Source organism: Streptomyces sp. IBSBF 2435, from assembly GCF_036815005.1.
In the GTDB taxonomy this organism is placed as follows: domain Bacteria; phylum Actinomycetota; class Actinomycetes; order Streptomycetales; family Streptomycetaceae; genus Actinacidiphila.
The window spans coordinates 15,892-29,319 of the sequence record NZ_JAJSYW010000076.1 but is presented as its reverse complement, the minus strand read 5'-3'; the positions used below and the strand labels follow the sequence as shown (position 1 = coordinate 29,319).

The following is a 13,428-nucleotide window of genomic DNA, read 5'->3' as shown; positions in this document are numbered from 1 at the left end:
GAGGTGCGCTGGGCCTAGCCGCGGGCCCGCCGGTTCACCCGCGCCCGATGCGCAGGCCCAGGGGGCGGGACAGGGCCAGGGCCGGGAGGAGGAGGGCGGTGGTGCCCAGGAGGAGGCCGGTCAGGTCGCCGGGGAGGGCCGTGCCGAAGCGGGTGGTGCAGTAGTGCGCGGCGTACAGGGACAGGGCGGCGCCCGGGAGGAAGGCGGCGAGCAGTCGCAGGTGGTGGGACAGCACCCGGGGGCGCCACGCCAGCCGGCGGCGCAGCAGCGCGGAGGTCGCGAGCAGTCCGGCCGTGCAGGCCACCGCGTAGCCGGCCGCCATGCCGGTGACCGCCCACCGGGCCGGCAGCAGCGCGTACGAGGCCGCGGCCAGCGAGGCGTTGACGGCGGCGATCAGCACGTTGAGGAGGAACGGCGTACGGGTGTCGCCGAGCGCGTAGAAGCCGCGGGCCAGCAGATACTGGCCCGCGAAGGCGGGCAGGCCGAGGGCGAAGGCGCTGAGCATCCAGCCGATGGCGGCGGCGTCCGCGTCGGTCGTGGCGCCGTGCTGGAAGACCACGCCGGTGATCTGCGGGGCCAGGGTGAGGAAGGCCAGCACCGCGGGCACGACGGCGGTGCCGGAGGTGTTGAGCCCGCGGGTCAGGTCGGCGCCGATCGCCGCGTGGTCGCCGTCGGCCGCGGCCCGGCTCATCCGCGGCAGCAGCGCGGTCACCAGCGACACGGTGACGATGCCCTGCGGGACGACCCACAGGCTGTACGCGTTGCTGTACGCGGCATAGCCGACGCCCGCGTGGTGCCCGGCGGCCAGCGCGTGCTGGCCCGCGGAGGTGGACAGCCGGGTGACGACCCAGTAGGCGGCCTGGTTGACCAGCACCAGCAGCAGCGTCCAGACCGCGGCCCGCAGCGGCTGGGTCAGCCCGGCGCCGCGCCAGTCGAACCGCGGGTGCCAGCGGAAGCCGGCCGCCCGCAGCGACGGCAGCAGGCCCAGCGCCTGCACGGCGATGCCCGCGGTGCTGCCCAGGCCCAGCACCATCGCGTCACGGTGGCCGATACCGCCGTGCGCCAGGCCGAGGTAGAGGGAGAACACGGCGATGACGACCACGTTGTTGAGCACCGGCGTCCACATCATCGCGCCGAACCGGTCCCGGGCGCCGAGCACCTGGCCGAGCAGCGTGAAGACGCCGTAGCAGAGGATCTGCGGCAGGCAGTAACGGGCCAGCGTCACCGTCAGATCGCGCTGCCCGCCGCTGAAGTCCGGTGCGTAGGCGGACACCAGCAGCGGCGCCGCCAGCACCGCGAGCGCGGTGATCAGCACGAGGCCGACCGCGCACAGTGTCAGCAGCCGGTCCGTGTACGCCTGCCCGGCGTCGGGGTGCTCCTTGGCGGCGCGGACCAGCTCCGGTACGAAGACGGACTGGAGGGCGCCGCCGATCATCAGCGCGTAGATGATGTTCGGCACGGTGTTGGCGACTCCGAAGGCGTCGCCTGACGCCGCCGTGCCGACCGCGGCGGTGATCACCGCGAGCCGCAGGAAGCCGGTGGCCCGCGAGGCGAGCGAGCCGGCCATCATGACGGTGCCGCTGCGGCGCAGCGACGGCTTCGCATGGGCGCGGCGGCCACGGGGGGTCGCGGTCGTCGTCAACCCGTACCTCAGTTCTCGCGGGCGCCGTTGGTGTCCGGGCCGGTTCGTGTCCGTGGCGCCGTCGTGGCGCGCGTTTCCCGTACACCCGGGTGGGCGCCGCCCGCGGCCGTGCTCCGCCAGCGGTGACGTCGCGGCCGCTCGCGCAGTTCCCCGCGCCCCAGGCCGCCCCCCACCCCGTGTACGGCGTCAGTCTGGCCCATGCGCGGCGGGCCGCTCCAGGGCCCCGGGGTGTCGGGAAAATCCCTGTCACCTCCCGTCCCGCACAGGCGTGTCAGTGGTGAGCGGGCCGCCCGGGGCCGCCGCCTAAGCGGAGGACGACGCCTTGACGATGACCACCGACCACCGCCCGCGGTCCGCGGTGGGCGAGCGCACCGCGCTGCGGCTGCGCCCGATTCCCGCCGACGTCCACGCGGCCTTCCTGCGGCGCCCCGGCGCCCACACCGCGAGCTTCCTGCAGACTCCGGCCTGGGCCCGGGTCAAGACCGGCTGGCGGGCCGAGAGCCTGGGCTGGTTCGACGGCGGCCAGCGGCTGGTCGGCTCCGCGCTGGTGCTCTACCGCCGGCCGCCGGGAGTACGCCGCTTCTTCGCGTACCTGCCCGAGGGCCCCGGGGTGGACTGGGCGGACCCGCAGCTGGAGCGCTGGCTCGACCCGCTGCTCGACCACCTGCGCGGCACCGGCGCCTTCGTCGTACGGATGGGGCCGCCGCTGGCCTACCGACGCTGGTCGGCGCGGACCCTCAAGGACGCGGCCGGGCCGGGCCGCAGGGTCGGCGACATCCTGCCCGACCTGGTCGGGCCGCTGGGCGCCGCCGTCGCCGACCGGCTGCGCGAGTCCGGCTGGCGCCGGTGCGGCGAGGACGGGCAGGGCGGGGACGCGCAGCCCCGCCTGGTGTTCGAGGTGCCGCTGGCCGGGCGCGGCCTCGACGACCTGTGGACCGGCCTGAACCAGGAGTGGCGGCGCAATGTGAAGAAGGCCGCCAAGTCCGGCGTGCGGACCGGCGTGGAGGGACCGCACGCCCTGCCCGCCTTCCACGCGCTGCTGCGGATCACCGAACGCCGCGACGGCTTCGACCTCGGCCGCGGACTGGACTACTACCAGCGGCAATATGCCGAGCTGAACGCCGAGCAGCCCGGCCGCATGCACCTCTACACCGCCCGCCACCAGGGCGAACTGCTCGCCGCCCACACCCTGTTGACCGCCCCGGACGGCAACCGCGTCTGGTACCAGACCGGCGCGTCCGCCGACCACCGGCGCGAGGTGCGGCCGAGCAACGCGCTGCAATGGCGGATGCTGTGCGACGCGCTGCTGGCGGGCGCGGCGGTCTACGACATGCGCGGGGTGCCCGACGACCTCGACCCGGCGTCCCGCGCGTACGGGCTGCTGCGCTGGAAGCTGGGCACCGGCGGTGAGGCGGTGGAGACGGTGGGGGAGTGGGAGCTGCCGCTCCAGGGCGCGGTGAACAAGGCGCTGCACCGGGCGATGCACGCGTATCTCACCCGCCGCTGAATCCTTTCGCCCCGCTCGCAGCCCGGTACGCCGTCAGACGGGTCGCACCGCGGGCATCCCCCGGGTGCGCCGCACCGACCGCAGCACCAGCAGCACGCTCAGCGTGCCGCAGGCCCCCGCGCCCGCGATGACCGCGTAGGGCGGCGCCCATTCGGCCAGGGCGCCGCCGACCGTGATGCCGAGGCCCTGGAGTGTCATCAGCCCGGCGCCCAGCAGCGACATGGCCTGTCCGCGCATCTGGTCGGGCACATCGGTGACGAACCACTTGTCCATGCCCAGCGCGTAGGCCGCGCTCAGCCCGGTGAGCACCAGCAGCACCAGGGCCAGCGGCAGCGACGGGTCGACGGCGAAGAAGACCAGCGGCAGCAGCGAGATCGCCGCGAGCGGCAGCACGATACGGTCGCGGGCCGCCGGCGACAGCAAGGTGCCGGCCAGCACCTCGCTCACCGCGGTGCCCGCGGGCATCGCCGCGAGGAAGAGGCCGAAGCCGACCGTGCCGATTCCGGCGGCCTTGGCGAAAGGCGCCGCCAGGCCCTCCGCGACGATGAAGAACATCGGCGGCACCCACCACATCAGCAGCAGCGCCCTGATCCGCGGGTCGGCCATCAGCCGCCCGGCGGAGGCGATGGACTCGCGCATCAGCCGCCCGCTGCCGGTGGCCCGGGCCGGGCGGTCCGCGGTGCCGATCCGCAGCAGCAGCGCGGAGCCGGCGAACGTACACGCGGTCAGCAGCAGCGCGGAGCGCGGGGACAGCCACACCAGGACCAGGCCGCCGAGCCCGAAGCCGGCGATCTGCGAGCCCTGGGCCACGATCCGCACCAGCGACCGGCCGAGCACGTAGCGCTCGCCCTCCAGGATGTCGGCCAGGCTGGCCGCCCGGGTGCCGGTGAACAGCGGGGCGATCAGCGAGACGGCGACCCGCAGCGCGAACAGCAGCAGCACCGGCGCCCCGGGTACCGCCATCGCTGCGACGCAGGCGCAGGACAGCAGGTCGCAGGTCACCAGGACCCGGCGGGCCGGATAGCGGTCGGCGATACCGGACAGCAGCAGGCCGCTGAGCGCGTAGGGCAGGTAGGTGAGGGCGAAAACCAGCGCGGACAGCACCGCGGAGCCGGTCTCGGCGAAGACCAGGACGGCGAGCGCGACCTCGGCGAGGACGCCGCCGAGCAGTGACAACACATGAGCGGCGAAAATGGGCCGGAATTCGCGAACGGAGAAGACGGCACCGTATCCGATCGGGGTGTCGCTGTCGCCGCCCGGGGTGTGGGCGGTGTTCTCCGCGGTCTTCACGTGGGTGTTCACGTGTTCTTCTCCGGCCGGCGAAGCGGGTTTGACACCACGTGGAGGGTGCTCGCTGTCCGTTGTCATGCCATCACCCTGGAGCCACAGGGGTCCCACGTGTAGTCTTTCGCGCGCAGCCGAATCTTGGGGGTCATGATGTCGCTTCGCATGCGATTTGCGGCTGAGGACCTGCTGAGGTGCCGTTTCGCCATTTCTCCGCTGCGCGAGGCACAGGGCGCGGTGCGTACGCTGTCCCGCCCCGACCGGCACGGCCACCACCTGCCGTGGTTGCGCCAGGTGAGAGCCGCCGCGGCCGGTCTGGAGCTCGCCCCGCTGTGGCTGCTGGCCCCCGAGCACGGCTACGGCCCCGACTTCCTCCAGCCCGTGCCAGAGGCGCCGCTCGCCGGGCTCGACGAGGAGCTGGACATCGTCAGGGCCACCCCGCCCGACGTGGCCAGGCGGCAGATCGCCGCCGCGCTCGCCCAGACCCCGGGTGCCGCCGACACCCGCAGGGGCCGCGCCATGCTGGCCGACCCGGCGGGCACCGTACGGCAGCTGGCGGGGCTGTACGAGCACGTGTGGGCGGCGCTGCTCGCCCCGCACTGGCCGCGGCTGCGGGCGGTGCTGGAGGCCGATGTCGCCTACCACGCCAGACGGCTCGCCGACGGCGGCATGCAGCGGCTCTTCACCGGGCTGCACCCGAAACTGCACTGGTCGGAGGGCGCGCTGACCACCGCGGGCGCGATGGGACCGCTGCCCGAGCCCGGCGGGCGCGGCCTGGTGCTGGTGCCCAGCGTCTTCTTCTGGCCCGAGGCGGGCAGCGCCTTCGACCCGCCCTGGCAGCCGCTGGTGGTCTACCCGGCGCGCGGCATCGGCGGCCTGTGGGCGCCCGGCGGGCCGACCGCGTCCACCACCCTGGTCCGGCTGCTGGGCGCCAACCGGGCGGCGATACTGAGCGGCCTCGACGCCCCCAGCACCACCACGGCGCTGGCCCACCGGCACGTCATGGCGATGTCGTCGGTGTCCTCGCACCTCGCGGTGCTGCGCGACGCGGGCCTGCTGACGTCCCGCCGCTACGGGCACCAGGTGCTCTACGAGCGCACCGCGCTGGGCATCGCGCTCGCCACCGGGGGACCGCTGTAGGCCGGCTCCCGCCGCTGACCGGCGTTGTCCGGCTGTAGTCCCCGAGCCGTTCTTACGTGACGAAAGTTTGACCGTTGTGCTACGGGAAGATGTCCGGAAACGGACCTCAACCGGCCAGATAACGCTCCACGGTGGCCACCTTGGAGTCCAGCCCGTCCGTCACCCCGGGCCGCAGATCCGCCTTGAGGACCAGCGACACCCGCGGCGCCCGCTCCTCGACCGCGGCGACCGCCCGCTTCACCACGTCCATCACCTCGTCCCAGTCGCCCTCGACGGAGGTGAACATCGCGTCCGTACGGTTCGGCAGCCCGGACTCGCGGACCACCCGCACCGCGTCGGCGACGTATTCACCGACGTCCTCGCCGACGCCGAGCGGGGTGATCGAGAAGGCGACGATCATGCGCCGACCGCCTCCTGCGCACCGGCGCGGGCGGCGACGACCACGTCCTCGCACTCGCGGGCCAGCGTGCGCTCGGCGAAGAAGCCGCCGGTGGGCAGCACCGACAGCACGAAGAGCAGCACCGCCCGCCCCAGGCCCCACCGGACGCGGTTCCAGGCCAGCGCCCACAGCACGACGTAGCCGACGAACAGCACGCCGTGCACCATGCCCATCACCGGCACCGCGTCGAAGTCCGTGGTGCGCTTGAGCACCGAGCAGACCAGCAGCAGCAGGAAGGAGACGGCCTCGGGGGCGGAGATCAGGCGCAGCCGGCGCAGAGCGCCGGCGGTCTTCAGGTCCACGGGAACCTCACTGTCGGACGGAACGGGCGACGCCGCTGTCAGCGGGACTGCCGCAGGGACGGCAGATCTTGTGAACGCGATCACAAGGTCTGTCCCATTATCACCGCTCCGAATCGACGCGCCGCCCCCGGGGTAGGAAACCTTCCGGCGGGCGATAGCGTCCCTGTGCACGACACCTGTACGTACTCCGACAGCCACGACAGCCACGACGCCCGCACGACGCCGCCCCGGTCCGTACGAGGCGGCACCGATCACCCAACGGGGACCGACACACGATGAACTACGACTGGGACCGCCGGCACTGCGCCCGCAAGGGCCACATCACCTACGCGCCCGACGACCTGCGGCTGCGCGGCCGGCTGCACGCCAGCACCGCGGTCGGCGAGGTGTGGCGCTGCCTGCGCTGCGGTGACTTCGTGCTGGGCGAGCCGCACGGCTCGGGACCCGCCGACCAGGCGCCGCTGGTGCCGCGCGGCCGGGCGCTGCGCGATCTGTTCATCCTGCGCTTCCTCGCAATCGAGCGGATCCTGCGCGGGCTGCTGATCGTGCTGGCCGCCTGGGCGGTGTGGAGGTTCAGCAATTCCCAGGACGCGGTCCACAAGCTCTTCGAGGACGACCTCACCGCCTTCAAGCCGGTCGCCGACCACTTCCACTACGACCTGGACCACTCGCCGGTCGTCGACACCATCCGCAAGACCTTCGACTACAAGAAGTCCACCCTGCAGATCGTCGCCGCCGCCCTGCTGGGCTATGCGCTGATCGAGATCATCGAGGGCTTCGGCCTGTGGTGGGCCAAGCGCTGGGCCGAGTACCTGACGGTCGTCGCCACCGCCGCCTTCCTCCCCCTTGAGGTCTACGAGCTCACCGAGAAGGTCAGCTACTTCAAGATCGGCACCCTCGCGCTGAACGTGCTCGCCGTCCTCTACATCCTGCTCGGCAAGCGGCTGTTCGGGCTGCGCGGCGGCCACGCGGCCTTCGAGGCCGAGCGCCGCAGCGCCTCGCTGCTGGAGGTCAAGGAGGCGGCCGGCGACAGCGGCGAGCCGCCCGAGCCGCTGCCGGTACGCCCGCGTACGTCGGCCGGCAGCAGCAGCTGACCCATGGCGACCTTCCGGCTCCAGAGCTCCCGGGTGCTCGCCGTCGACCTGGCGGGTGACGCCGTCAAGGCGAAGAAGGGCGCCATGGTCGCCTACGACGGTGACATGACGTTCAAGAAGATGACAGGTGGCGGCGAGGGCCTGCGCGGCCTGGTCACCCGGCGGATCACCGGCGAGGCGATGGAGGTGATGGAGGTCAAGGGCCGCGGCACCTGCTGGTTCGCCGACCGCGCCACCGAGATCAACCTCGTCCGCCTCACCGGCGACAAGCTGCACGTCGAGGCGAGCAACCTGCTGGTCACCGAGCCCGGCCTGCGCACCGGCACCACCTTCACCGGCCTGCGCGGCGCCTCGCAGGGCAACGGCCTGTTCACCACCACCGTGGAGGGCAGCGGGCAGGCCGCGATCATGTCCGACGGCCCGGCCATCGTGCTACGCGTGACGGCCGGCACCCCGCTGGTCGTCGACCCCGGCGCCTACGTCGCCCACACCGGCAGCCTGCGCCAGCAGCTGCGCTCCTCGGTCGGCCTGCGCACCCTGATCGGCGAGGGCTCGGGCGAGAGCTTCCAGATCCACTTCGAGGGCGAGGGCCTGGTCTACGTCCAGCCCAGCGAGCGCAACACGGTCGGAGGGCAGATCTAGATGACCTTCACCCGGATCAACTCCAAGCTGGTGGAGGCACGGATCGTGCCCGGCCAGCGGATGTTCAGCCAGCGCGGCGCGATGCTCGCCTACCGCGGCGCCGTCTCCTTCACCCCCAGCATCGTCGGCGGGCAGGGCGGTGTCATGTCGATGATCGGCCGCCGGGTCGCCAACGAGGCGACCCCGCTGATGACCGTGGAGGGCGACGGCCTGGTGATGTTCGGCCACGGCGGCCACCACATCCACACCGTCGACCTGGCCGGCGAGACCCTCTACGTCGAGGCCGACCGGCTGCTCGCCTTCGACGGCTCCCTCGCCCAGGGCACGATGTTCATGGGCTCGCAGGGCGGTGTGATGGGCGTGATACGCGGCCAGGTCACCGGGCAGGGCCTGTTCACCACCACCCTCCAGGGCAAGGGCTCGGTCGCCGTCATGGCCCACGGCGGCGTCTTCGAACTGCCCATCACCCCCGGCCGCCCCGTCCACGTCGACCCGCAGGCCTACGTCGCCCACCGCGGCGACGTACGCAACAAGCTGGCCACCGCCGTCGGCTGGCGCGAGATGGTCGGCCGCGGCTCGGGCGAGGCCTTCCAACTCGAACTCAGCGGCCAGGGCATGGTCTACGTGCAGGCGTCGGAGGAGAAGCTATGACCTACGGTGAAGGCCCGGTCGTCCACGACCCCTACACCCTGCCGGCCGACGACAACGTCAACGCGTACGCCTTCTGCGTCGACCTCGACGGCCAGTGGTTCCTGCAGAAGGGGAAGATGATCGCCTACTACGGGCAGATCGACTTCCACGGCATCGGCCACGGCCCGCTCGACCACCTCGTCGCCGCGAACTTCCACTCGCCGCTGCACGCCGCCGCCTGGGTCGTCGCCCAGGGCCGCGGCAAGATGCTGCTCGCCGACCGGGCGTACGACATCAACTCCTACGACCTCGACAACGGCAACCTCACCATCCGCTCGGGCAATCTGCTGGCCTTCCAACCCGGCCTCGCGCTCAAGCAGTCGATCATCCCGGGCTTCCTCACCCTCATCGGCACCGGCAAATTCGTCGCCGCCTCCAACGGGGCCGTGCACTTCGTGGAACCGCCGATCCGGGTCGACCCGCAGGCCCTCGTCGGCTGGGCGGACTGCCCCAGCCCCTGCCACCACTACGACCACGCCTACATGCGCGGCGTCCTCGGCGGCATCAGGGCGCTCACCGGAATCGGCGGCACCTCGGGCGAGGAGCACCAGTTCGAGTTCACCGGGGCGGGGCAGGTACTGCTCCAGTCCACGGAGGAGCTGATGTCCGCCGCCGCCACCGGCGGGGTGCCCGGCACGGCCGGCCCGGGGGTGCCGGGGGCGGGCGTCTAGCGGGCGGTTTCGCTGCGTACGGTGATCACACCGCTACCCTGGCGGTCATTCTGCTTTCAACGGACGGTAGAATCGCCCGTATGACCACCGAGACCGCGGAAAGCGCCCCCTCCTGGCTCACCGAGGAAGAGCAGCGCGCCTGGCGCATCCACCTCGACGTCAGCCGGCTGCTCATGTATCAGCTGGAGCGCGACCTGCAGCCCTTCGGCCTGACCAACAACGACTACGAGATCCTCGTGAACCTGTCGGAGGCCGAGGACCGGCGGATGCGGATGAGCGACCTCGCGAAGTCGACCCTGCAGTCCAAGAGCAGGCTCTCGCACCAGATCACCCGCATGGAGGCCGCCGGGTTCGTCCGGCGGGAGAACTGCGAGTCCGACCGCCGCGGGCTGTACGCGGTACTCACCGAGCAGGGCTGGGACACGATGCGGCAGGTCGCTCCGCGGCATGTGGCGTCGGTGCGGGCGCATTTCATCGACCTCATCCCGACGCAGGGGCTCACCGCGTACCGCGAGGCGCTGACACCGGTGGCCGCGCACCTGCGCGAAGCTCGCTCCCGCTGACGGTTCGCCCGCCTCAGGGGATGCCCCCTGGACCTTCCCGGCGTCCGCCGCGCCGTCCGGGCTGGGCCGCCCCTGGCACGCCCCCTCTGCGGCAGAGGGCAGGCCCTCGGTGGCGCGGACGATAATTCGTGGCGTAGGCGGCGTCACAAAAGGTCGGGCTCCCGCGTGTAAGTAGCGGGAGGGCAACGTACATGACGGCACATCTCGGACCCGCGGAGCGGACCACCGACTTCGACGCCTTTTACGCCGCGACGGCGAAACGAATGATCGCCGTCGTGTTCGCCGTGACCGGCGACCTCGCGGAGGCGGAGGACGCGGTCCAGGAGGCGTACGCGCGAGCCTGGCTGCGCTGGCCCGCGCTGACCGCCGACGGCGACCCGGCCCCCTGGGTGAGAACCGTCGCGCTGCGCCTCGCGGTGAGCACCTGGCGCAAGGCGCGCAACCGGATGCGCGCCCAGTTCCGGCACGGCCCGCCCCCGGACGCCCCGGACCTCGCCCCGGACCGGGTCGCCCTGGTCGCAGCGCTGCGCGCGCTCGGCGACGACCAGCGCACGGCCGTGGTGATGCACCACCTCCTCGACCTGCCGGTCGAGGAGATCGCCCGCGAGACCGGCGTGTCGCCCGCCGCCGTCAGAGCCCGGCTGAGCCGGGGCCGCAAGGCCCTCGGCGCCCTGCTCAGGGACGAACCCGAGCCCGCAGACCCAGAACCGGACGCCCCCGGGCGACGACACTCGGAAGAGGTGCCCCTCCATGGCTGACGAGCTGGACGACCGGCTGCGGGAGCTGGCCCGCGACGCCGAACTTCTGGTCGTCCTCGCCGGTCCGCAGGCCGCTCGCCGGCGCGGTGAGCGCCGCAGGACCCGGCGCAGGGCCGCCTGCGCGGGCATGGCCGCCGCGCTGGCCCTCACCGTCTGCGGCTGGCAGCTGGAGGCCCGCCGCGACTCCGGCGCCACGGCCCCCGCGAGCGGCGCGACAGCCACGCGCGAGCCGTCCCCGCTGCGGGAACGGCTCGTCGCGGAACTGCTGCCGGCCGACGCGCTGCCGTACTCCGTCAAGTGGCGGTGGTCGGTGGTGCCCGAGAAGACGCTGAAGTACCCGCCGCCCTGCGACGCGGCTCCGCTGGCGGCGGTGAGCGCGCAGGCGACCCGGGCGTATCTGGTCCAGCAGTCCTCGGCGCTCGCGAGCTACCGGCTGTACGCCTTTCCCGACGCCGCCACCGCGACCGGGCAGTCTCGCGCGCTGCGCAAGCGGATGCAGGCGTTGTGCGGGATCGGGCTGCCGCAGCCCACCGGCGAACAGACACTCCCGGGGCAGGCCGACCTGTATTGGGGGACATCGAAGGAGCAGCCCGGGGTAGCCGCGTGGGTGGAAAGCCAAGGCCCCTATGTCGCCGTGCTGTTCGTCACCACGCCCGGTTACCCGGAGAGCCAGTTGCAGGACAGCGGCGTCGCCGCGTGCATCGCCGCGTCGCTCGCCCGGCTGGCCGTCACCGCGCCGCCCGTGAGCGGCGGTACGGGCAAGGGCGCCGCCGCGGGCACCGCAAAGGCCGGCGCCAGGAGCAGAGCCACCGCCGCCGGTGACATCCCCCCGACCGCCAGCTGCTGACAAGGAATCCGACCGCCGTGTATCCCGTACGCATTCCCCGCCGTCCCCGTTCCCGGGCGCTCACCGTGCCCGCCGTCCTGCTGGGCCTCGTGCTCGGCGCAGCCGCGTGCGGCGGCCACGACAGCGCGTCCGGCGGCGATCCGCCCGGCAGGGCCGGAGGGGGGAAGACCGCGGCCGGCCCCCACGTCAGCGTGACCCCGGCCACGGGCAGGGACGGCATCGCCCCCGGCTCCCCGGTGAGGGTCACCGTCACCGGCGGCACCCTCGGCAGCGTCACCGTCATCCCGCAGGGCAAGGCGGCGGGCGACGTCGACCCGGTCGCCGTCAGCGGCGCCCTCGACCCGGCGGGGCACACCTGGACCTCGGACCGCACGATGACGCCGGGCGCCGCCTACACCGTCACCGCCACCGCGGCCGACCCCGCGGGCAAGCGGACGACGACCACCAGCACCTTCCGTACGGCCGCCGCCGCCAAGGTCAACGGCGTCACCCCGACCCCGCTCAACAACGCGGTCGTGGGCGTCGGCCTGCCGGTCTCGCTGGCCTTCGACAAGCCCGTCACCGACAAGGCGGCCGTCGAGAAGGCACTGACCCTCACCACCACCCCGGCGGTGCACGGCAGTTGGGGCTGGCTGACCGACCCGCTCACCGGTGTCCAGCGGGTGGACTGGCGGCCGGACACGTACTGGCCCACCGGTACGAAGGTCACGCTGACGGCCAAGCTCAGCGGCATCGACACCGGCGGCGGGCGCTTCCTGCGCCGGGACGTCCACGACACCTTCCGTATCGGCACCGCCCGCATCTCGTACGCGGACCTCGCCGCGCACACCCTGCGGGTCACCGAGAACGGCCGCACGGTCAAGAACTTCAAGATCTCGGCCGGCAGCACCGCCTACCCGACCTGGAACGGCAAGATGGTCGTGATGACCAAGCAGTCCGCCGTCCGGATGACCTCGGCGTCGGTGGGCATCGCCACCGACAAGGACGCGGCCGACTTCTACGACGAGGACGTCAAGAACGCGGTCCGCATCACCTCCTCGGGCACTTTCGTGCACGCCGCCCCCTGGAACGACGCGCTGATGGGCCGGCGGAACGGCAGCCACGGGTGCATCGGGATGAGCAACGCGGACGCCAAGTGGTTCTTCGACCGGGCCACCCGCGGCGACCTGGTCATCGCCACCGGCTCCAGCCGGGCGGTGGTCGACAAGGGCAACGGGTACGGCGAGTGGAATCTCAGCGCGGACCAGTGGCACGCGCTCAGCGCTCTCGCCTGACGAGATACCTGTGCCCAGTATGTGACCGGCGGGTAGGCTCAGGCCTGTGTCAAAGCCCCTGAGCCTGCCCTTCGATCCGATCGCCCGCGCAGACGAACTGTGGGCCCGGCGCTGGGGCGGGGTACCGTCCATGGGCGCGATCACCTCGATCATGCGCGCCCAGCAGATCCTGCTCGGCCAGGTGGACGCGGTCGTCAAACCGTACGGACTCACCTTCGCGCGCTACGAGGCGCTGGTGCTGCTCACCTTCTCCAAGGCCGGCGAACTGCCGATGTCCAAGATCGGCGAGCGGCTGATGGTGCACCCCACCTCGGTCACCAACACCGTCGACCGGCTGGTCGCGGCCGGCCTGGTCGACAAGCGCCCCAACCCCAACGACGGCCGCGGCACCCTCGCCTCGATCAACGACAGGGGCCGCGAGATCGTCGAGTCCGCCACCCGCGACCTGATGTCGATGGACTTCGGCCTGGGCGTCTACGACGCGGAGGAGTGCGGCGAGATCTTCGCGCTGCTGCGGCCGCTGCGGATAGCGGCGGGGGACTTCGAGGAGGGCTGACGCCCGAGCTCCCGCAGTG

15 protein-coding genes are annotated in these 13,428 nt (G+C 72.7%); 11 read left to right on the top strand and 4 right to left on the bottom strand.

The genetic code is table 11. The features are described 5' to 3' along the window. Positions 1-34: 34 nt before the first annotated feature. Entirely contained in the window at positions 35-1,570 is a 1,536-nt protein-coding gene (gene murJ / locus V7E46_RS17025; RefSeq protein ID WP_443054196.1) for a murein biosynthesis integral membrane protein MurJ, read from the bottom strand. Between the two features lie 400 nt (positions 1,571-1,970). On the opposite strand from murJ, the gene V7E46_RS17020 reads away from it, so the two are divergent. Next, complete coding sequence (locus V7E46_RS17020; RefSeq protein WP_333769195.1) at positions 1,971-3,149, top strand: lipid II:glycine glycyltransferase FemX; 1,179 nt, start codon at positions 1,971-1,973, stop codon at positions 3,147-3,149. A gap of 33 nt (positions 3,150-3,182) precedes the next feature. Here V7E46_RS17020 and V7E46_RS17015 read toward each other — a convergent pair whose 3' ends face one another. Beyond that, entirely contained in the window at positions 3,183-4,451 is a 1,269-nt protein-coding gene (locus V7E46_RS17015; protein WP_333769192.1) for an MFS transporter, read from the bottom strand. 135 nt (positions 4,452-4,586) lie between these two features. On the opposite strand from V7E46_RS17015, the gene V7E46_RS17010 reads away from it, so the two are divergent. Next, positions 4,587-5,573 (top strand): ArsR/SmtB family transcription factor, encoded by a 987-nt coding sequence (locus V7E46_RS17010; RefSeq protein WP_333769194.1) that lies wholly within the window; start codon positions 4,587-4,589, stop codon positions 5,571-5,573. Between the two features lie 106 nt (positions 5,574-5,679). Here V7E46_RS17010 and V7E46_RS17005 read toward each other — a convergent pair whose 3' ends face one another. Together V7E46_RS17005 and V7E46_RS17000 are read right to left on the bottom strand one after the other, a co-directional pair. Further along, positions 5,680-5,973, bottom strand: coding sequence for an MTH1187 family thiamine-binding protein (locus V7E46_RS17005; protein ID WP_329174560.1), 294 nt, complete (start codon positions 5,971-5,973; stop codon positions 5,680-5,682). Next, positions 5,970-6,314, bottom strand: a complete 345-nt coding sequence (locus tag V7E46_RS17000; RefSeq protein ID WP_333769191.1) for a DUF3817 domain-containing protein — start codon at positions 6,312-6,314, stop codon at positions 5,970-5,972. The genes V7E46_RS17005 and V7E46_RS17000 overlap by 4 nt, the downstream gene beginning before the upstream one ends. A gap of 275 nt (positions 6,315-6,589) precedes the next feature. On the opposite strand from V7E46_RS17000, the gene V7E46_RS16995 reads away from it, so the two are divergent. The 9 genes from V7E46_RS16995 to V7E46_RS16955 all read left to right on the top strand — a co-directional run bounded on the left by V7E46_RS16995 (position 6,590) and on the right by V7E46_RS16955 (position 13,409). Further along, positions 6,590-7,408, top strand: coding sequence for a DUF2127 domain-containing protein (locus V7E46_RS16995; RefSeq protein ID WP_333769190.1), 819 nt, complete (start codon positions 6,590-6,592; stop codon positions 7,406-7,408). A 3-nt stretch (positions 7,409-7,411) separates the two neighbouring features. Further along, positions 7,412-8,050 (top strand): AIM24 family protein, encoded by a 639-nt coding sequence (locus V7E46_RS16990; RefSeq protein ID WP_329174555.1) that lies wholly within the window; start codon positions 7,412-7,414, stop codon positions 8,048-8,050. After that, positions 8,051-8,701: an AIM24 family protein gene (locus tag V7E46_RS16985; RefSeq protein WP_329174553.1), complete on the top strand. Its 651-nt coding sequence runs from the start codon at positions 8,051-8,053 to the stop codon at positions 8,699-8,701. It abuts the gene before it with no gap. Further along, on the top strand, positions 8,698-9,411 hold the full coding sequence (locus tag V7E46_RS16980) for an AIM24 family protein (protein ID WP_333769189.1): 714 nt from the start codon (positions 8,698-8,700) through the stop codon (positions 9,409-9,411). Before V7E46_RS16985 ends, V7E46_RS16980 begins: the two co-directional genes overlap by 4 nt. An 80-nt stretch (positions 9,412-9,491) precedes the next feature. Continuing rightward, positions 9,492-9,974: a MarR family winged helix-turn-helix transcriptional regulator gene (locus tag V7E46_RS16975; RefSeq protein WP_333769188.1), complete on the top strand. Its 483-nt coding sequence runs from the start codon at positions 9,492-9,494 to the stop codon at positions 9,972-9,974. A 191-nt stretch (positions 9,975-10,165) separates the two neighbouring features. Further along, on the top strand, positions 10,166-10,732 hold the full coding sequence (locus V7E46_RS16970) for a SigE family RNA polymerase sigma factor (protein ID WP_329174547.1): 567 nt from the start codon (positions 10,166-10,168) through the stop codon (positions 10,730-10,732). Further along, positions 10,725-11,579: a hypothetical protein gene (locus V7E46_RS16965; protein ID WP_333769187.1), complete on the top strand. Its 855-nt coding sequence runs from the start codon at positions 10,725-10,727 to the stop codon at positions 11,577-11,579. The genes V7E46_RS16970 and V7E46_RS16965 overlap by 8 nt, the downstream gene beginning before the upstream one ends. 17 nt (positions 11,580-11,596) lie before the next feature. After that, a complete protein-coding gene (locus V7E46_RS16960; RefSeq protein WP_333769186.1) occupies positions 11,597-12,853 on the top strand; it encodes a L,D-transpeptidase in 1,257 nt (418 codons plus the stop codon). A 46-nt stretch (positions 12,854-12,899) separates the two neighbouring features. Further along, positions 12,900-13,409 carry a MarR family winged helix-turn-helix transcriptional regulator gene (locus V7E46_RS16955; RefSeq protein ID WP_329174543.1) on the top strand — a complete coding sequence of 170 codons (510 nt, stop codon included), beginning with the start codon at positions 12,900-12,902 and terminating at the stop codon, positions 13,407-13,409. Positions 13,410-13,428: the final 19 nt, after the last annotated feature.